Below are 19578 nucleotides of genomic sequence, written 5' to 3'. Positions count from 1 at the left end.
CTCGCCCGCACGGGAACTATGTTCTACTGCTACCAGCGAATAAGGAGTCACATTGAGCATTATTTCTGAACAGCGGACCTATATCGCCGGCCACTGGGTTGTGGGGGATGAGGCGCTCGCCGTGCAGAATCCGGCAGACGAGAGCCACGTCGCCGACGTCACCATCACACCCATCGGGCAAGTGGAACGTGCGATCGACGAGGCGCGACGCGCTTTCGACGAGGGGACGTGGGCGCACCGCACATCTGACGACAGGGCCGACGTCCTGCACTCCTTCATCGATCACATCGAGGCGAGCAGAGAAGCGCTCGTCGACACCCTGGTTGCCGAGGCCGGACAACCCACCCGCTTCGCGGATGAAACCCAATGTCGCGCCGGGGTTGCCATGGCACGGCAGACCATCGACCTCTATCGGTCGATGTCGCATGAAGAGGCGAGTCCGGTCCCGGTGGACGACCTCGTCCGTGGCCGGGTCGCTCTCAGCGTTCGGCGGCACGAGCCGGTCGGCGTGGTCGCCGCCATCACGCCCTACAACGCGGCACTCATCATGGGCCTGCAGAAGCTGATCCCAGCACTGATGGCAGGCAATTCGGTGATTGTCCGGCCGAGCCCGCTGACGCCGATCTCATCGCTCATCTTCGGCCTGGCCGCAGATGCCGCGGAGTTGCCGCCCGGTGTCTTGAGCGTGGTAGTGGAAGAGGGGACCGCCGGCGCGCAATTGATGACCAGTCACCCTGCGGTCGACATGGTTTCGTTCACCGGGTCGACGGTGGCCGGCCGCAACATCATCGCGCAGGCTGCGCCGACGGTGAAGCGCCTTTCTCTCGAACTCGGAGGCAAATCGGCTCAGATCTACCTGCCCGACGCGATCGGTCGCACGGCTATCGGCGCGATGGCGGTGGTCGCACGCACTGCCGGCCAGGCGTGTGTGGCGGCGACGAGGATGCTGGTTCCGGCCGAACACAAGGAGGAGGTTCTCGAAAAGGTCTCGGCTGCATATGGATCCATCGCGGTCGGCGATCCAACTGATCCGAGTGTGCTGATGGGGCCGGTCATCAGTGCGGCGCAGCGGGAAAAGTGCGAGCGATTTGTCGCACTGGCCGAAGAGCAGGGGGCCAAGGTGCGGTTCGGCGGCCGCAGGCCGGCGGGTCTCGACGCCGGTTACTACTTCGAACCGACCGTGCTCGACCTGCCGAACAACGCCAATCCTGCTGCCCAGGAAGAGATTTTCGGACCTGTCATCGGCATCCTCGGCTACCGCGACATCGATGAGGCCGTGCAGATGGCGAACGACAGCGTGTACGGACTCTCCGCACAGGTATATGGCGGTGACACCAGTGCTGCTGTGGGTATCGCACGAAGGCTGCGCGCAGGCGCCGTGAACGTCAACACCACAGTCTTCAGTGCCTACGCGCCCAGCGGCGGCTACAAGCAGAGTGGTCTGGGCCGAGAACGCGGTCCAGACGGGATCAGAGAGTTTCAGGAAGTCAAACACATGTCGATTGGGGAGCTGGCCAAATGAACACAACCAACGGAACCGGTGGTAGCTACAATCTGGATTGGCTTGTCTCGGTGGATGATCACATCCTCGAGCCACCGAACCTCTGGCTGGACCGGGTCGCGAAGAAGGACCGTGACCGAGCGCCTCGCCTGATCAAGGACGACAACGGAATCGACGTCTGGCTGTATGACGGCAAGCGGATGCCGAGTAGCGGCCTCAGCGCCGTGGCAGGCAAGACCAAAGAAGAGTTCAGTCCCGAACCCCTCAACTATGACGAGATGCGGCCGGGCTGCTACGACCCCCTCGCCCGCGTCGAGGACATGAACCGCGCAGGCATCCTGGCATCGCTGTCGTTCCCGACCGTCACCCGATTCTGTGGCCAACTCTTCTATGAGGCCGGTGACCGGGAGTTCGGATTCACCTGTCTGCAGGCCTACAACGACTGGCACCTCGAAGAGTGGGCAGGCGCGGCACCGGGACGCTTCATTCCGCTGATCCTGATCCCATTGTGGGATCCTGCGCTCGCCGCCAAGGAGATGGAGCGTTGCGCCGCGAAGGGTGCGACCTCGTTCGCATTCTCCGAGAACCCCGAACCTCTTGGGCTGCCGACGATTCACGACAAGGATCGTTACTGGGAGCCGGTCATGGCCGCCGCCAACGATCTGGAGATGGTGGTGTCGATGCACGTCGGTTCGTCGTCGACGGTGCCGCAGATCTCGAAGGATTCGCCGTTCATGGCCAACCTGGCCTGGGGTGCCACCCGGACCTCCGGCGCCATGCTCACCTGGCTCTTCAGTAGCTTCCTGCAGCGCTACCCGAATCTCAAGATCTCGCTGTCCGAGGGCGAGATCGGGTGGATGCCGTACTTCCTCGAGCGTGCGGAGCAGGTGCTGGACAAGCAGCGTTACTGGGTTCAGCGTGGTGCGAGGTGGGGCGGCCATGCGGGCACCGACGTCGACCTCGATCAGCTCGACATCCGAGAGACGTTCCGCAAGCACATCTTCGGCTGCTTCATCGACGATGTTCACGGACTGGCGAGCCTCGACGAGATCGGGGAGGACAACGTCATGTGCGAGACCGACTACCCGCATTCTGACTCGACGTGGCCGAACTGCATCACTGTGGTGAAGGATCGGATTTCGCATTTCACCCCTGAATTGCAGTACAAGATCCTGCGGGGTAATGCCGAGCGGCTGTACCGTTTCACCCCGGCAGAGCCTCCGGTGCTGACCAATGTCTGACTTTCGCGGCAAGGCCGCAATAGTCACCGGCGCCGGATCCGGTGTGGGACGGGCCATCGCGCTGCGCCTGGCCGAAGAAGGCGCGAAAGTGGTTGCGGCAGATATCGGTCTCGATCAGGCCAAAGAGACCGTGCGGATGATCGAGGCCGCCGACGGCACCGCAATCGCAGTCGATGTCGATGTCTCGGTGGAGCAGCAGGTGGAGGCCATGGTTGCCGCCGCTGTTGAGCACTTCGGGAGCCTCGACATCCTGATCAACAATGCCGGGATCCCGACCCCCAGACTCGGGGCACTTCTCGAAGATCACACCGTCGAGGATTTCGGCCGACTTGTCGGTGTGAACCTCGGCGGCGTGTTCTTCGGGTGCAAGCACGCGGTGCTGCAATTCAAGAAGCAGGGCGACGGTGGAGTCATCGTCAACACCGGTTCGGTGGCCGGCCTGGTCGCCTGCGGCGGCTCGGTATATGGCGCGACCAAGGCGGGGGTGCTCTCGCTGACCCGCTCGGTGGCGATCGAGGGTGCACCCCACGGGATCCGGGCGAACGCGATATGTCCGTCGGCGATGCCCTTGACCGGGTTCATGGCCGCCGGAGGGCTGGACCCGGCCGCCACGGCCACGCCCGAAATGGCCGAACGGTTTGGTGCGCAACATCCTCTGGGTCGCTTCATCACCGCGCAGGACTGTGCCGAGGCGGCCGTGTACCTGGCTTCGGACCGGGCCCGGAACATCACCGGCGTGGCGTTGCCCATCGACGGAGGATTGGTTGCCCGATGACCACCGCGATCCCGGACCGGGAGAAATTGCGAGAACTCTTCGACCTGCGTAGCTCGTACAACGCGCTGACCGGCGGGTTGTACGACGGCGATCCGTACCCGGCCTGGCATCGCCTGCGAGAGGAAGGCCCGGTCCATCTCGGGACCGTCCACGAACTCACCGGACATTCCGAGGCCCTGTACTTCCAGGGGCTTCCGTTTCCGGATCGCCCGCACTACTCGGCATTCGGTTACGACGCGTGTTTCGAGGCCTTTCGGGATCCGGAGTTGTTCGCCTCGTCGCCTGAGCCGGTGGATACGCGCTCAGGCGGCTTCGGGACGAGCACCAGCATGATTTCGATGGGTGGTGCACAGCACAAGCGTTACCGGGGCCTGGTTCAGCCGTCCTTCTTGCCCAACAACGTCAGGTGGTGGATCGAGAACTGGATCGAAGAATGCGTCGGGGATCTGATCGACGGATTCATCGGGCAGGGACATGCCGAACTGAACGTCGACTTCTGCGCCGCGATCCCCGTGCTGACGATCACCGGCAGCTTCGGCGTCCCGGTGGAGCAGGCCCTGGAGATCCGCGCCTGCCTGAACACGAATCAGCAACGCGTGGTGGACATCCTCGAACCCATCGTCGCTGCGCGGCGTGAGAATCCGGCCGATGATCTGATCAGTGTGCTGGCCGCGGCCGAGCTCACCGACGAAAACGGCGTGACCCAACGTCTTTCCGACAACGAGATCTACTCGTTCTCGTTGCTCTTGCTGACCGCGGGATCGGGTACGACGTGGAAGCAGATGGGTTTGACCCTCACCGCGCTCCTGGAGCGCCCCGAAGTTCTCGAACAGGTGCGAGGCGACCGGAAACTGCTGAAAACCGCCATCGACGAGACGTTGCGGTGGATCCCCACCGATCCGATGTTCTCTCGTTTTGTCACCGAGGATGTCGAGTTCTTCGGTGTCGACATCCCGAAAGGTGCTGTCTTGCACCTATGTGTGGGTGCCGCGAACCGCGACCCGGCTCGGTGGGATGACCCGGACACCTACGACATCACCCGGCCGACACGTCCGACGTTGGCATTCGGTCAGGGGTCGCACATGTGCCTGGGTATGCATGTGGCGCGCGCCGAGATGACGGTCGGCATCAATGCGCTGCTCGACCGGCTCCCGAATCTGAGGCTTGACCCGAACGCCGAGCAACCCAGATACATCGGGATGTACGAGCGCGGCGCGACGGCGATACCTGTCCTGTTCGACGCACAGTGAGGTGAACATGTCCACATCAGAATCTGGCTACTCGGCACCTGACCTGAGCCTTCGGGGCGAAGAACACGTTCGTGTGTATCGAGAAACCGGTGGGGACGCCGGCTATCTGTGGAATGGGGTTCCGACACTTCTGCTCACCGTCACCGGCCGGAAGTCCGGGCGCGATCTGACGTCGGCTCTCATCTTCGGCCGGGATGGTGATGACCTGCTGGTCGTGGCATCGAAGGGAGGGGCGCCGCATGACCCCCAGTGGTACCTGAATCTGAGCGCCAACCCACAGGTTCAGCTCCAGGTCAAAGCGACCACGATCACGGCAATTGCTCGCACCGCGACCGAGGCCGAGAAGCCTCGGCTGTGGAAGATCTTGACTGATGTGTGGCCGAACTACGACGTCTACCAATCCCGAACCGACAGAAGTATTCCAGTCGTGGTGCTGACACCCGGGTGACGCCCACTAGTATTCCGGATATGTCATGGGCTGAGGAGCGCGCCGTCGAACGTTCTGCGGCGGTTCAACGGTCACGGACGCGTATCGCAGAACAGGTGCGCCTGATGCTCGATGCCGCGGGCCGACTCATCGAGGTCAAGGGTGACGCCTTCACCACCCAGGAGTTGGTCAAGGAAGCCGGGGTCGCGCTTCAGACCTTCTATCGCTACTTCTCGAGCAAAGACGAGCTGCTTCTCGCAGTGATCAGTGACGCGATGACCGAGGCGTGCTCTCGGTGGGAACGCGGTGCGAGCGGGATTCCCGACCCTCTCGATCGGGTGCGCTACTTCATCACATCGATCCTGGGTGGCGCCGATCAGGAGCCACGGCGTGATGCGCTCGCCCAGTTCATGGTCGCGACACACTGGCGACTACACCGGGTCTTCCCTGACGAACTGGCAGCTGCCGAGAAGCCCTTGGTCGATCTGCTCTGCAAGGAGATCCAGACCGCTGTTGACACGGGACAGCTGACGTCTGAAACACCCGAAGTCGACGCCTGGTTCGTGGCGGAATTGGTGCGGTCGGTTTTCCACCACTACGCATTCGCATCAGATGACGCGGGCGACGTGAAGGACCGGCTGTGGATCTTCTGCCTGAGAGCCCTCGGGGGCAGCACCAGCGCTTGACCCATCGTCTCGGTGCGATGGTGAAAAGAACTGCACGCCAAACATTCTCTGGACCCCGGGTCCATTTCTGAAAAGTTCTTCCGATTCTTTCGATTCTGCCAACACGCGGCGAAATGCAAACTAGGTTCTAATGAAACAAAGAACGTAGTTCTATCCAATCCGGATCGTCATTCTGTCTCTGAAGGCCCATCCGGGTACTCCCTGTATCTCATCTGAGAGGCCGACGATGTTTCGACGAAAACGCTCTTATGCCGCAGCGGTCGCTGCGCTGAGTTCGCTCATGCTGGTCCTGACCGCTTGCGGGACAACCTCCGATAACGGCGGCACGGCAACCGATTTCGGTGATCCGGTGGCCGGTGGCGCCGGCCGGGTCATCCAGGTCACCGAACCGCGAACTCTCGATCCGGCCGGTCTCGGCAACGTGTGGGCCACGCAGCCGCTGCTGGGAAACGCCCTGTACGGCACGTTGATGATCAACAAGCCGGACTCGCTCGAGATTGAATACACGATGGCGCAGGACTTCTCGTCTGCCGACGGCGGCAGCACTCTGACTCTCAAACTTCGCCCAGGACTGCAGTTCTCAGACGGCACGCCGCTTGATGCAGAGGCGGTCAAGTTCAACTGGGAGCGGATGCGCGACCCTGCCCTCGGTTCCGGTGCGAGCAAGTTCGCTCCACAGATAGCCTCGACCGCGGTCGTCGACCCCACGACGTTGAATGTCACATTGGTCGAACCCAACCAGCACTTCGGCCAGGCCGTGATCAGCAGTGCATTGAACTGGATTGCATCTCCCGCCGCGCTGAGCAAGGGGCGCGAGGCCTTCGACGCGGCCCCGATCGGTGCCGGCCCCTTCACTCTCACCGAGTGGACGCGACAGGATGAGATTGTCCTGCAGAAGAATCCGAAGTATTGGGATGCGCCAAAGCCTTACCTGGAGACGTTGACGATCAAGTCGGTCCCCGACACTGCTCAGCGGTACAACTCTGTCACCACCGGTGGCACCGACATCGCCTCGGAGTCCAACTCGGAAAGTCTGGGCAGGGCTGATGCGGCCGGTTTCCCGACCGAACTCGATGAGGTCGGCGGAGGCCAGTACCTTGCGATGAACTTCAGGCGCGCACCCTTCGATGATGTACGGGCTCGTCAGGCTGTTTCGTTGGCCTTGGATCTGGAAGCCCTGAACACGGTTGTCTACAACGGGTCCGGTCAGATACCGGACACCCTGTTCCCGGAATCGTCGCCCTTCTACAGTGACATCGCGCTCAGGGAGGCGAACAAGGTACAGGCGCAGGCGCTCTTCGACGAACTCGAGTCCGAGGGTAAGCCGGTCTCCTTCACGTTCACCGCATACTCGACCACGGAGAGTAAGAAGGCTGCCGAGGGCGTGCAAGCTCAGTTGAGTGCGTACGACAACGTCGATGTCGAAGTCAGGCAGGTGGACTCGACATCGATCCCGATCGTTGTCGGCACCCGCGACTTCGAGATGGTGGTCACATCGGCGAATGTCCTCGACCCTGATACCGAGCTATGGAGCAGCTTTCACTCGAGATCAGCCGGCAACATGACCGGTGTCAGTGATCCTGCGCTCGATGCCGCGCTCGACGCCGGACGGGTCGAAGTGGAAGTGGCCGAGCGCAAGAAGGCCTACGATATCGTCCAAGAGAGATTGGCCGAGCTCAGTCCCGGAGTCTTCTACGTGCGATCGTCACCGTCGGTGATTCTCGCCAAGAATCTGGCAGGGGTACGGATGTACGGTCTGGGATCGCCTTTGCCAGAGGAGATGTGGCTGGCGAAGTAGTAGATTCAGATCGGTTCCACAAGAAAGGGCCCCGCTTTCGCGGGGCCCTTTCTCATGCGGGCGTCTTTGTCGCGGCCTCGGAAGGAGGTCGGCTCTTGTCCAGCACCGTCAGTGGGAAGTGGCAGGCCGTGAACTGGCCGGGCCGAACCTCGCGCATCACGGGTTCTTCTGTCACACAGCGATCTTCGACCTTGGGGCAACGGGTGCGGAACCGGCAGCCCGTCGGTGGCGACAGGGGTGAGGGAACGTCACCTTCGAGTGCCGGCCCGGCAAAAGCCCGGTCCGGATCGGTCAAAGGTACCGAGTCGAGCAGTGCCCTGGTGTACGGGTGGGTGGGGTTGTCGTACACCTCCGCCGAATCCCCGAACTCGCAGACCTTGCCGAGATACATGACCATCACGTTGTCGCTGACGGTGCGTACCACTCCGAGGTCGTGGGCGATGAAGACAACCGTGAGATCGAACTCGGCCTTGAGTTCCTCGATGAGGTTGAGGATCTGGGCCTGCACGGACACATCGAGCGCGGAGACCGGTTCGTCACAGATCAGCAGTCGAGGGTTCAGTGCCAGCGCTCTGGCAATGGCGACACGCTGGGCTTGACCACCCGACAGGGCACGTGGCAGGACGTCGGAAAAGCGTTCCGGTGGTAGGCCAACCGATTCGAGGACCTTGGTCGATGTCGCAGCACGTTCGGCCTTTGGGACACCTGCCACCGCCATGCCTTCGACAACGATGTCCTTGACCGCACGCCGGGGGTTGAGTGAACTGACCGGATCCTGGAAAATCATCTGCATGTCGCGCCGCAGGCCGCGCATCTGTTTCTCGTCGGCCTTCTCGATCCAGTCGGTGCCGAACCTGATCTGGCCGTCGGTGACCCGGTCGAGGCGCAGGACTGCTCGCCCGGTGGTCGACTTGCCGCAACCGGATTCGCCGACGATTCCGAGCGTTTCGCCGGGCAGGACGTCGAAACTGATCTTCGAGACGGCCTGAACCGTTCCACTCTGGGTGGGGTATTCGACAACGAGGTCTTGAACACTGAGCAGTGCTTCCTCGCCGCGTAGGTGTGCGTTTCCGCTGCCTGCCATGTGATTACCTTCCGGAGGACGTGAGTGTCTTGGACGATTCGCGGGTGACCGGGTGTAGACACGCAACGTCGTGATCGTCGCCAACGGAGGTCAGTTCGGGGCCCGGAGTGACGCAATTGGCCTGGACCGCGCTGCAGCGCGGTGCAAATCGGCAACCCTCCGGCGGTGACGTCGGGTCGGGCAGGGATCCGGTGATCACGTTGAGTGGTGCATGGCGAGGGTGGTCGATGGATGGGGTCGCGCCGAGGAGGGCATGGGTATACCGGTGCCGCGGTGCGTCGAATACCTCGCGCGTGGAACCTGTTTCGGCCAGTCGTCCGGCATACATCACCGACACGCGGTCGGTGCGGCCTGCGACAACGGCGAGATCGTGGCTGATCAGCATCATGCCCATGTCCCGTTCGACCTGGACGCGACGCAGCAGGTCGAGGATCTGTCGCTGGATGGTGACGTCGAGTGCGGTGGTCGGTTCGTCGGCGATGAGAAGATCTGGTTCGCAGGCAAGAGCGATCGCGATCATCACACGCTGACGCATGCCACCGGACATTTCGTGCGGGTAGTTCTTGAGCCGCCGCTCAGGATCGGGCACCCCTACTTCTTGGAGAAGTTTCAGTGCCCGATCGTGAGCTTCGCTGCGGCTGACACCGAGGTGCTTTCGCATACCTTCGGTGAGTTGGCGTTCGACCCGGACGACCGGATTCAGTGATCGTCCCGGGTCTTGGAACACCATGGCGATCTGTTTTCCCCAGATGTCCTTGGTCTCCTTTGTGTTCAGGGCCAACAGATCTCGACCCTGAAAGGAGACCTCACCTGATCGTGCGGAACGAGCGGGCATCAGGCCCATGATGGCGCGGGCCATCACGGACTTACCCGAGCCGGACTCGCCGACGATCCCCAGAGCCTGCCCGGTGTCCAGGGTCAGGGAGACGTCGTCCACGGCGCGGACTGTGCCGCGTGCGGTTCCGATGTATGCCCGAAGATTGGTGACCTCGAGGAGAGGTGCCTTCTTCAGAAGCGTCGTTCCACTGCTCTGGGGATCGTCGTGAGTGTTCATGCTCGGTATGCCCTTTCGCTTCGCTCGGTCAGCTGATCCAGAAGTTCTCGGGCATCGGCGAACCGAGGGTGTAGAGCTCGACGCCCTTGATCTTGGTGCTGTAGACAACCGCCGGAACAGCCTTCGTGTACCAGATGCCCGGAACAATCTCGACAAGACGTTCCTGCACGGTCTTGTAGGCCGCTTTCCGGTCCGCGTCGCTGGTGGCGAGTCGTCCGGCATCAAGCGCAGCGTCGAGTTGGGCGTCGTTGGTGCCGACGAAGTTGCCGGTCGACTTGGAGTGGAACGCGGTCCAGAGCGGGTAGTCCGGATCCTGGATGACTGCGGACGAGATCAACATCTGGAAATCACGCTGTCCGGCCCGTGCCGTGAGGGCGGCGAAGTCGAGGACCTCGACCTTGACGTCCAGGTTCTTGAAGGTGCTGAGCTGCGTCTGCAGGCCCTCGGCAAGTACCTTGCTCTCGGTGGTGGGGTAAGAGAGGAACGTGAACGAGACCGGCTTGCCTTCGGCGGCAAGCTCATCGAGAAGCTTCTGGGCTTCTTCTTTGTTGGTCTCCTGCAGCGAGATGTTCTCGTGGAACGGTGAGCCCTCGGGGAACAGCGTCTCCGGGATCTCGTTCTCGCCGTTGTAGACAACGGTGTTCAGTGCATCCACATCGGTGGCCAGCGCGATCGCACGGCGAGCACGGATGTCGTCGAAGGGCGCCTGGCGCTCGTTCATGGCCATGTACTGACCGCCGCCGGTCGGTACGATCTCGCTGTTCATGCCTGCCGCGTTGATCTTGTTGATGCTTTCGAGGTTGGTCTCCGAAGCGATATCTGCGGCGCCGGTGCTGATGGCGTTGAAACGCTGATTGCTGTCGGCAACCGTCTTGATCGTCAGCTTGTCGAGGTAAGGCTTGGGCGCGTCGTAGAAATCGGGGTTCTTGGTCAGTTCCACGGAATCCTGCCGGGTCCAGTTGACCAATGTGAACGGGCCTGCACCGATCGGCGCTTCGTCGAATGCCTGTGTGCCCTTTTGCAATGCGGTCGGAGAGGCGATCCAGTTCAGCGCACCGGACAGCAGTGACTGCGCGAAGTGGGGGTTGGGCGCGGCCATCGTGACCTTGAGCGTGGTCGGGTCGACAACCTCGGTGTCTGCGATCTGAACGGCCTGGCGGATCGAGGTCGAGGCCAGGGTGGGATCCTTGAGGCGATCCCAGTTGAACTTGACCGCCGCGGCGTCATACGGGGTGCCGTCGGTGAACTTCAGGCCCGGACGCAGCACCAGGTTGAAGGTGGCGCCGTTGTCGGTGGTGGAGAAGTCAGTGGCCATCTTGTACTCGACTTCAAAGGTGTTGATGTTGTTGATCATCAACGATCCGTAGAGAGCGTTGCCGAGCGTGGGCTGGTGGGCCCAGGTATTCGACAGTGCGGCCGGATCAAGCGAGCGGGGCTCGCCACTCTGCAGCACAACTGCAGATCCACCGGCTACCGGATCGCCTTCGTCCTGGGCCGAGTTGCTTCCACCGGAGCTGTTGCTACTGCCTCCGCCACAGGCGGCGACAAAAGCAAGTGCGAACAGCGATAGAAGTGCCGCCAGAAGCTTCGGTAAGCGTCTGTGTTGGAACATGATTGACCTCTCGTGATGGTGGACCGGGTGGGAATTCCGGGCCGGATTATCCGACGTGCCTCAGTGCTGCAGGGTCTTGTCGAACTTGGTGCGAAGGTGGTCGCCGAGCTGGTTGAGGGCAAACACGGTGAAGAAGATCGCCAGGGCCGGTACGAAGACGAGGTGCGGCGAGGTGGACAGGGCGTCCTTGCCTTCGCTGATCATGCCGCCCCAGCTGGGGGTCGGTGGGGGGATGCCGAGTCCGAGGAAGCTCAGCGATCCCTCGGCGACGATGAGGGCAGCCATGACGATGGGGAGGTAGGACGCCAGCGGGGCCAGCACGTTGGGGAGGATTTCTTTGAACAGGATTCTCGGGTGGGTGGCGCCCATATTGCGTGCCGCGCGGACGAATTCGCGTGACGACCACGCCATCGTGTTCGCTCGGGAGAGGCGGATGAACGCCGGGATCACCACAAGTGACAGTCCGAGTAGCAACGTCTGGGCACTCGGTTTGAAGATCGAGGCCAGAGCCAGGAGCAGGATCAGAGGCGGGAAGGCGAGCATCGCGTCGGTGAGCAATGAGACGCCTGTGTCGAGTTTGCGTCCGAAGTATCCGCCGACCAGACCGATCAGGGACCCGATCGTGAATCCGATGATCCCGGCGACGGTTCCGACCACCAGTGAGACCCGCGCACCGTAGATGATCCGAGACAGTTCGGATCGTCCGTAGTTGTCGGTGCCGAGCCACAGGTCCACAGACTCGAATGAGGGTCCGAGTCGCGGTGCGCCGACCGGTATTTCATAGGACGCGATGGGAAGCAGGCCGGCAAATATTGCGGCCAGGACCAAGGCGGCGAGCCAAAAGATCGACAGGTAGACCAGTATCGATCGGGGCTTTCGGACCGTCGGGACGTCCGGCAGTGTCTGCGCGATGGGCACTTCCGGGGAGACCGGGGTCTCGTCATGTGCGGTTTTCGAGATGATGCCGGTCATGCTGTTGCCGTCACCTTTCTGACCCGAGGATCGATGAGCCCGTAGCTGAGGTCGACCAATGTGTTGATTGCGACGTAGACAACGGCGATGAACACGACGATGCCCTGGACCATGATCAGGTCGCGGTTGGTGATCGACACCGCGATGAGCTGTCCGAGTCCCGGTAGGCCGAACAGGGTTTCGACGATCACGGTGCCACCGATCAGTCGACCGAGATTCATGCCGGCCAGCGTGATCAGAGAGAAGGATGACGGCCGGAATGCATGACGGAACATGACGTACGTGCGACCCATGCCCTTCGCCCGGGCAGCGGCGATGTAGTCCTCGTTGAGTGTGGAGATGAGGTCGGTGCGCAGCAACCGGTGGAAGGACGCGATTTCGGTGAGCGCGATGGCGATCACCGGAAGCATCGCGTAACGAAGGTTTTCGATGAGCCCGTCGCTGATGTCGGACCAGCCCAGAACCGGGAAGACCTGCATCTGGATGGCAAAGAAGTAGATGAGGATCGGTCCGGCGATGAAGGCAGGCACCGACAGGAACACCGCCGAGAGGGCATTGATCCCGCGGTCGAGTGCCGAACCCGGACGGGAGGCCGACACGACGCCCATGATGATGGCGATCGCCAGTGCGAGGATCAAACCCAGCGCGGCGAGCTCGAGGGTCACCGGGAGCCGTTCGATGATCGCGTCTGTCACCGATTGGTTTGTGATGGGCGAGGTTCCGAGATCTCCGGTGACGGCGTTGCCGAGCCAGTCGACATACTGGCGCCATGCGGGCTGGTCGAGGCCGAGCTTCTCGTCGAGTTCGGCCACGGCCTCTGGCGTTGCGTTCTCGCCGAGTATGACCTGAGAGGCCGATCCGGGTGCGAGGCTCAGCAGGCTCACCACGGCGATGGTCACCAGCAGTACCACCGCGATGCTGCGCGCGAGACGCAAAGCGATCGTTTGGAGCATGAGTGTCAACTTTCGTCCAGCACAGGGCGGAAGGCGGAGTCGAGATGCCATGGTTATGTGGTTCGCGACTGCCGCGGAACGGGCTGTGCCCGCGGCCGGCGATGCGTCGTCGCCGTCAGCTCGCGCTGTGATTCGTGCCGCATTGACTAGCGGCTGTGATGTACATCCTAGTGAAATACGGACCTAAATGGCAAGTTATGGCCGTACATTTGCCGAACCAAAAGGCACTTGGCGATCAACCGTATGTGGCGCCTGGTGGGAGCGGCAGTGAAAGCCGGACAGTTGCGACGTCGTAGGTCGGGGCTCGTTTGTTCGGACCTTCCGAAAAGTTGGTTGCAGCAACCATTTTGGGTTCAGGTCGACTGGTGAAACCACAACGCCCGGTGGGCCGACACGGATGTGTCGGCCCACCGGGCGTCGGCTTATGGAGCGTGGGGGTGGCTAGTCCTCGTACCGCACTTTGATCGTCGGGGTATCCGGCACGGCCTGGCATGTCAGTACAAATCCGTCGGCGACCTCGTCGTCGTCGAGTGCGTTGTTGGCCCGCATGGTGGCGCTACCTTCGAGGACCTCGCCGATGCAGGTGGCGCAGTTGCCCGACTCGCACGAAAACGGCGGGGACAGGCCGGCACGGCGGGCGCTTTCGAGGATGGTCTCGCCGGCCTTGCGCTCGATCTCGACCTTTTTGCGGCCGAGCTGGATGAACGCGGTGCCGAGTTCGACGGGGGCTGTGGTGGTCTCGACTTCGAGTTCTGCTTCGGGGATGGTCTGGGCCGACGCGCCGAACTCCTCGGCGATGACCCGGCCGGGCCCGGGCAATGCGGATTTGATGACCGCCATGAAGGGGTCGGGGCCGCACAGGTAGCTGTCGGCATCGGCGTCGTCACCGACGAACTCGAGAACCTTTGCCGCGTCGAGAAATCCGTGCTCGACATCGAAGCTGCGGACCACAGACAGGCGATCGGGGTACTGGGCGGCCAGTTCGTCGATGGCGGTGTGGAAGATCGCCGACCCGGGGTCCCGGTCGGCGCACAGGAGTCGGATGCGGCGGTCGGTGGTCGCCAGGGCGCTCTTGGTCAGCGACAGAATCGGTGTGATGCCGCTACCGCCTGCGAAGCCGAGTAGGGGAACAGTGGTGTCGCTCAGGCAGAACAGGCCCGCAGCTCGGGTGATCTCGACCTCGTCGCCCTCGCTGATGTTGTCGTGCATCCAATTCGAGGCCTTGCCGCCGGGGACCCGCTTGACGGTGGTCATCAGCTCGGAATCGGTCTCCGGTGCGCTGGACATCGAATATGAACGGAACAGCTCTTCACCCTCGACGTGGAGCTTGAAAGTGATGAACTGCCCGGCGCGGTACGGGATCGGCGCCTCGTGTGGTGCAAGTACGTATGTGCGGGCGTCAGCGGTCTCCTTGACGATCCTCGTCACGGTTGCGCGCTGAAATAACGGGGGCCTCGCCATGAGCCACCTCCTTCGTGTCGTGTCGATCCTACCGAGATTGATACGTAGATTCTACTAGATGAGAATAGTATTCTCGCCAGTGAGCTAGGATCCTCTCAAGTTGATTCAGTAGAAGGTGGATCGGTGGGTACCTGCCGATCGACGCCGGTTAGGACAAGGACATGAACGGGCCCGCCGCCCTGGCATTCGAGGGGCGCAGCTATACGTTGCCGCAGCTCGATGCGCTGACGGCTGGTCTGGCAACCACGCTTGCCGACCGCGGCGTTGCCCCGGGCGAGCGTGTCGCCCTGATGTCGTCGAACCGGCCGGAGTTCGTGGTCGCGGTGCGCGCGATCTGGCAGGTCGGAGCCGCTGTGGCGCTGATCAGTCCTGCGTACAAGCGCGCCGAGGTCGAGCACGCGCTGGCGGTCACCGGCGTCGCGCATGCGGTCGGCGACAACGCGGTGCTGGCCGGCCTGATGCCGATGCTGCACCTCGACGAGCGGATCGAACCCGTCGAGTCCGGCGTCGGCGAGGTCACCTCGCCGGACAAAGACCCCGACGCCGATGCGGTGCTGGTATTCAGCTCGGGCACCACCGGGATGCCCAAGGCCGTCCGTCATACGCACCGGTCGTTCGGTGTGGCCGTCCGGCAGTGGCGTGATGCGCTTGAGCTGACCGCCGCTGACCGCCTGCAGATCCTCACCCCGCCGTCACACATTCTGGGCATCCTCAACGTCATCACCGCACTCGATTCCGGTGCCTGGGTTCGGTTGCACCGTCGCTTCGACCTGGGGCTGATGCTGCGTCACATCGAATCCGATCGGATCACCATCGAGATGGCGGTCGCTCCGATCGCATTGGCGCTTGCCTCGGACCCGGATCTCGAGAAGCACGATCTGTCGTCGCTGCGCTACATCATGTGGGGCGCCACCCCGGTGACCCCGAGCATCGCCGAGATCGTGACGAGCCGAACCGGCGTGCGGTGGGTGCCTGCCTACGGGGCCAGTGAACTGCCGGTCATCACCTGCAACCCGATCGAGGGTGCGCGTCTGGACAGCGTGGGACGCGCCGCCGCCGGCGTGACGCTCCAGGTGGTGTCCACCGAGACCGGAAAGATCCTCGGCCCCGGTGAGGCCGGCGAGATTCAGGCCCGGTCCGAGTCGGTGATGGCCGGATACCTTCCTGACGAGGCCAACTCGGACGCCTTCTGTGATGGCTGGTACCGGACCGGCGACATCGGAACCGTCGACGCCGACGGGTGGGTCCGGCTGACCGATCGTTCGAAAGAGATGATCAAGGTCAAGGGCTTTCAGGTTGCACCGGCCGAGGTCGAGGCGGTGTTGCACGCCCACCGGGCGGTCGCCGATTGTGCGGTGTTCGGAGTCCCCGACGCAGTCTCCGGTGAGGCGATCGTCGTGGCGGTGGCCCTGGTGAATGGTGCCGAACCTGTCGAGGCCGCAGAACTCATCGAATTGGTTGGTGAGCGGCTGGCGAAGTACAAGCGACCCAGCGAGGTCATTTTCGTGTCTGATATTCCGCGCCTGCCATCCGGCAAGGTGCTGCGCAGAGTGCTGAAGGAGCGCTATGGACGTTCGTCTGACGAGTGAGCAGCGGCAATTGCGTGATGCTGCTTCGAAATTGGCCGATGATCTGGGACCGTCCGCGGTCTCCGATCTCGATGACGAGAGCCGCATTGCGCGGTTGGAGAAAGTGGTCGACAGCACCGGGTGGCGTGATCTGCGTTCCGACGGAGCCTCGGCGGTGGAGGTCGCCATCGTCGCCGAGGAGTTCGGGCGCGGTTTGGTCGACGTTCCCTTCCTGGGTCCGGTGCTCGCCGATGACGCCCTGCGTCACCTCGTCGAAGGGCCACATCGGTTCACCGCTGTGGTCGGCGGTGAGGCGATCGACGCCCGTGGCTTCGATCGGGGTGTGGTGCGCGGCGAGAACAAGGTCAGCACAGTCGATCTCGGGCCGACCCGCGATGGTGTCGACCTGACCAGGCTCCGCGCCGATGTCACGGGCGAACCGGCCGCGGTCGGCGAGCTGACATCGGAGCAGGCGCAGCGGAACCTGGCCTTGGCGCTGGTCGCCACCACCGCGGACCTGGTCGGCTGCTCACGTGGGGCACACGCCACCGCGGTCGACTACGCCAAACTGCGCGAGCAGTACGGCGCGACAATCGGTTCGTACCAGGCGGTTGGGCATCTGCTGGCCGAAGGTCTGGCGCTGATCGAGGGCTCGATCAGCGTGCTCAGGCACGCGGCCTGGGCCGTCGACGAACTACCGACCGACGAAGCGTTGCAGGCTGCGCGAATCGCAAAGCTCTACTGTGCGCGCACCGCCCGGACGGTCTGTGAGACCTCGATACAGGTGCATGGCGGCATCGGCAATACGTGGGAATGCGTGGTGCACCTCTACCTTCGCCGCGCACTGACATCCACCGAACTGTTCCCAGTGAGTCTGGAGGAGATCCAAATTGGACTTTCGTGACACCACCGAAGAGGCCGCGTTCCGCGAGCGGATGCGCGCGTGGCTGGAGGAGCGCAAGGGGACGTTCGCGACCTCGGGTGACGAATACTTTTCGCGTATGGGCGAATGGCACCGGGCGCTGTACGAGGCCGGTTTCTTCGGCCTGAGCTGGCCGGAAGAGTATGGCGGACAAGGGCTGCCAGCGGTCTACGACGTCATCCTCGACGAGGAACTGGCGCGCGCGGCCTTCCCCGCACGGCCGAGCCTGGGATACCTGGTCTTCGGCCTGGGTCACCACGGCAGCGAAGAGATCCGAAAGCGCTTCGTACCCGGGATGATCAACGGCACCGAACGCTGGTGCCAGGGGTTCTCGGAACCCGGTGCCGGTTCGGACCTCGCCTCGCTCACCACCACGGCCACCCTCGACGGTGACGAGTACGTCCTCCACGGCCACAAGATCTGGACCAGCTACTCCGACAACGCCGACTGGTGTCTGCTGCTGGCCCGGACCGACAAGAATGTGCCACGGCACAAGGGCATCTCGGGTTTCATCGTGCCGATGAACCAACCGGGTGTCGAGCAGCGACCCCTGAAGATGATCAGCGGTGTCACCACCGAATTCGGGCAGGTGCTCTTCGACGGTGCCCGGGTTCCGGCAGAGAACATGGTCGGCGCTCCCGGAGACGGCTGGAAGCTGGCGATGACTGTCGTCGGGCATGAGCGGGAACCGTCGACACTTGGCTTCGCCGCGCGGTACAGCAAGCTGGTCAACCAGATCGCCAAGAAGTCGGAAGGCAAGCATTCCGCTGACTTGACCTGGGCTGCAATCGAAACCGAGATGTTGAGACTGCATGTGCGACGCCGACTCTCGGAACAGCTCGATGGCGTCCAGCACAGCTCGGAAGGTTCGCTCGACAAGCTGTTGATGACGTGGGTCGAACAGGCGGTGGGACATGCCGCGCTGGATGTGGTCGGTACCACCGATCCCGAACTACTCGGCGCCTACCTCTACAGCCGGGCGCAGAGCGTCATGGGCGGCACGTCGCAGATTCAGAAAAACATCATCGCATCGCGAATTCTAGGATTGGGAGTTTGACCATGTACGACATGCCCGACGAGATCGACGTCCAGGCCGACGGGTCTCTGCGCATCATCACGCTGAACCGCCCGGATGCGCTCAACGCGGTGAATCATGAGCTGCACGTGGGACTTGCGCGGTTGTGGCCGCAGCTGAGCGCCGACCGCGGTGCGCGCGCCGCGGTTTTGACCGGAGCGGGCAAGGCCTTTTCGGCAGGCGGCGATTTCGCGTACCTCGCGGAACTGGCCAAGGACGACGAACTACGCGCGCAGACCATTGCCGACGGCCGGGAGATCGTGCTCGGAATGGCGAGGTGCCGGGTGCCGGTCGTCGCGGCGGTCAACGGCCCCGCGGTCGGCCTGGGCTGCAGCCTCGTCTCGCTCAGCGACATGGCCTACATCGGCGAGAATGCCTACCTCGCCGACCCGCATGTCCAGGTGGGGCTGGTTGCCGCAGACGGCGGGCCGGTCACCTGGCCGTTGCACACCAGCCTCATGCTGGCCAAGGAATACGCGATCACCGGAGCGCGGATCACCGCAGAGCGTGCCCGCGAGATGGGACTGGTGAACCACATCGTCGCCGATCCGCTCACGGAGGCACTGGCGTGTGCGAAGCGGATCTCTGAGCAACCGCAGCAGGCCGTGGAAGCGACCAAGCGACTACTCAACCTGCACCTCGAGCGCGCGGTGCTGGCGACCCTCGACTTCGCGATGAGCGCCGAGCATCAGTCGTTCACCACCGACGACTTCCAAGCGAACATCGCACGATTGACCGCCAAGAAGAACTGAGGACATTGCTGGGCCTGCGGCCCGCGGAGGACCCGAGCGATCGGTTCTCCGCGGGCCGCAGGCGTTTCACAGATAGGAATGTGTGATCAATTCCAGATAGTGACCGGCGGGGTCGAGTAGATAGACACCGCGGCCGCCGTGTCCGTGGTTGATCTCGCCGGGCCGGGTCTGCTGGGGATCTGCCCAGTGATCTCGACCGCGGTCGGTGATCTTCGCGTAGGCCCGATCGAAGTGTGCGTCGTCGACCAGGTACGCGTAGTGCTGTGGCGAAAAATCCGTCGGCGCAGTGGCGAACTGTAGTAGTACGCCGTCTGCGATCTGCACGTTGGTGAACGGACCCCATGAAGGGGCTTTGTCGGCTTCGAGCAGATCGCGATAGAACCCGGCCATCTCGGCCGGATCTGTCGAGGCAATGATCGTGTGATTGAAACGTGCTGTCATGAGTCT

General features: G+C 62.9%; 18 protein-coding genes. 11 read left to right on the top strand and 7 right to left on the bottom strand.

Annotated features, from left to right (window positions below; all coding sequences use genetic code 11):
- Positions 1-52: 52 nt before the first annotated feature.
- The 7 genes from AC56PL_RS09340 (at position 53) to AC56PL_RS09310 (ending at position 7678) form a co-directional block, all read left to right on the top strand.
- The gene (locus AC56PL_RS09340) at positions 53-1522 is read left to right on the top strand and encodes an aldehyde dehydrogenase family protein (protein WP_497153666.1); all 1470 of its coding nucleotides are present in this window, start codon (positions 53-55) and stop codon (positions 1520-1522) included.
- Positions 1519-2742 (top strand): amidohydrolase family protein, encoded by a 1224-nt coding sequence (locus tag AC56PL_RS09335; RefSeq protein ID WP_497153665.1) that lies wholly within the window; start codon positions 1519-1521, stop codon positions 2740-2742. The genes AC56PL_RS09340 and AC56PL_RS09335 overlap by 4 nt, the downstream gene beginning before the upstream one ends.
- Entirely contained in the window at positions 2735-3517 is a 783-nt protein-coding gene (locus tag AC56PL_RS09330; protein WP_497153664.1) for an SDR family NAD(P)-dependent oxidoreductase, read from the top strand. Before AC56PL_RS09335 ends, AC56PL_RS09330 begins: the two co-directional genes overlap by 8 nt.
- Positions 3514-4767, top strand: a complete 1254-nt coding sequence (locus AC56PL_RS09325; protein ID WP_495513435.1) for a cytochrome P450 — start codon at positions 3514-3516, stop codon at positions 4765-4767. The genes AC56PL_RS09330 and AC56PL_RS09325 overlap by 4 nt, the downstream gene beginning before the upstream one ends.
- 7 nt (positions 4768-4774) lie before the next feature.
- Positions 4775-5215 (top strand): nitroreductase family deazaflavin-dependent oxidoreductase, encoded by a 441-nt coding sequence (locus AC56PL_RS09320; RefSeq protein WP_497153663.1) that lies wholly within the window; start codon positions 4775-4777, stop codon positions 5213-5215.
- 20 nt (positions 5216-5235) lie between these two features.
- A complete protein-coding gene (locus tag AC56PL_RS09315) occupies positions 5236-5880 on the top strand; it encodes a TetR family transcriptional regulator (protein ID WP_495513433.1) in 645 nt (214 codons plus the stop codon).
- 226 nt (positions 5881-6106) lie between these two features.
- Positions 6107-7678 (top strand): ABC transporter substrate-binding protein, encoded by a 1572-nt coding sequence (locus tag AC56PL_RS09310; protein ID WP_497153662.1) that lies wholly within the window; start codon positions 6107-6109, stop codon positions 7676-7678.
- A gap of 52 nt (positions 7679-7730) precedes the next feature.
- Here AC56PL_RS09310 and AC56PL_RS09305 read toward each other — a convergent pair whose 3' ends face one another.
- From AC56PL_RS09305 to AC56PL_RS09280, 6 genes are all read right to left on the bottom strand, one after another.
- A complete protein-coding gene (locus AC56PL_RS09305; RefSeq protein WP_497153661.1) occupies positions 7731-8762 on the bottom strand; it encodes an ABC transporter ATP-binding protein in 1032 nt (343 codons plus the stop codon).
- Between the two features lie 4 nt (positions 8763-8766).
- The gene (locus AC56PL_RS09300; protein WP_497153660.1) at positions 8767-9816 is read right to left on the bottom strand and encodes an ABC transporter ATP-binding protein; all 1050 of its coding nucleotides are present in this window, start codon (positions 9814-9816) and stop codon (positions 8767-8769) included.
- 28 nt (positions 9817-9844) lie between these two features.
- Positions 9845-11428, bottom strand: a complete 1584-nt coding sequence (locus AC56PL_RS09295; protein ID WP_497153659.1) for an ABC transporter substrate-binding protein — start codon at positions 11426-11428, stop codon at positions 9845-9847.
- Between the two features lie 60 nt (positions 11429-11488).
- Positions 11489-12400 (bottom strand): ABC transporter permease subunit, encoded by a 912-nt coding sequence (locus AC56PL_RS09290; protein WP_495513428.1) that lies wholly within the window; start codon positions 12398-12400, stop codon positions 11489-11491.
- Positions 12397-13353: an ABC transporter permease subunit gene (locus AC56PL_RS09285; RefSeq protein WP_495513427.1), complete on the bottom strand. Its 957-nt coding sequence runs from the start codon at positions 13351-13353 to the stop codon at positions 12397-12399. Before AC56PL_RS09285 ends, AC56PL_RS09290 begins: the two co-directional genes overlap by 4 nt.
- A 441-nt stretch (positions 13354-13794) precedes the next feature.
- Positions 13795-14814 carry a 2Fe-2S iron-sulfur cluster-binding protein gene (locus AC56PL_RS09280; protein ID WP_497153658.1) on the bottom strand — a complete coding sequence of 340 codons (1020 nt, stop codon included), beginning with the start codon at positions 14812-14814 and terminating at the stop codon, positions 13795-13797.
- 161 nt (positions 14815-14975) lie between these two features.
- Between AC56PL_RS09280 and AC56PL_RS09275 the strand changes: the two genes are divergently transcribed.
- From AC56PL_RS09275 to AC56PL_RS09260, 4 genes are read left to right on the top strand one after another with little or no spacing between them, the layout of a single operon-like run.
- Positions 14976-16403, top strand: a complete 1428-nt coding sequence (locus tag AC56PL_RS09275; protein WP_497153657.1) for a class I adenylate-forming enzyme family protein — start codon at positions 14976-14978, stop codon at positions 16401-16403.
- Positions 16381-17286, top strand: a complete 906-nt coding sequence (locus tag AC56PL_RS09270; RefSeq protein WP_495513424.1) for an acyl-CoA dehydrogenase family protein — start codon at positions 16381-16383, stop codon at positions 17284-17286. Before AC56PL_RS09275 ends, AC56PL_RS09270 begins: the two co-directional genes overlap by 23 nt.
- Positions 17273-18361, top strand: coding sequence for an acyl-CoA dehydrogenase family protein (locus AC56PL_RS09265; RefSeq protein WP_497153656.1), 1089 nt, complete (start codon positions 17273-17275; stop codon positions 18359-18361). The genes AC56PL_RS09270 and AC56PL_RS09265 overlap by 14 nt, the downstream gene beginning before the upstream one ends.
- A gap of 2 nt (positions 18362-18363) precedes the next feature.
- On the top strand, positions 18364-19131 hold the full coding sequence (locus AC56PL_RS09260; RefSeq protein WP_495515936.1) for an enoyl-CoA hydratase-related protein: 768 nt from the start codon (positions 18364-18366) through the stop codon (positions 19129-19131).
- Positions 19132-19197: 66 nt separating this feature from the next.
- Here AC56PL_RS09260 and AC56PL_RS09255 read toward each other — a convergent pair whose 3' ends face one another.
- Positions 19198-19572 carry a VOC family protein gene (locus tag AC56PL_RS09255; protein ID WP_497153655.1) on the bottom strand — a complete coding sequence of 125 codons (375 nt, stop codon included), beginning with the start codon at positions 19570-19572 and terminating at the stop codon, positions 19198-19200.
- Positions 19573-19578 lie beyond the last annotated feature (6 nt).

This window comes from Williamsia sp. Y721 (genome assembly GCF_059683565.1).
This window is presented reverse-complemented; position numbering and strand designations above follow the sequence as displayed.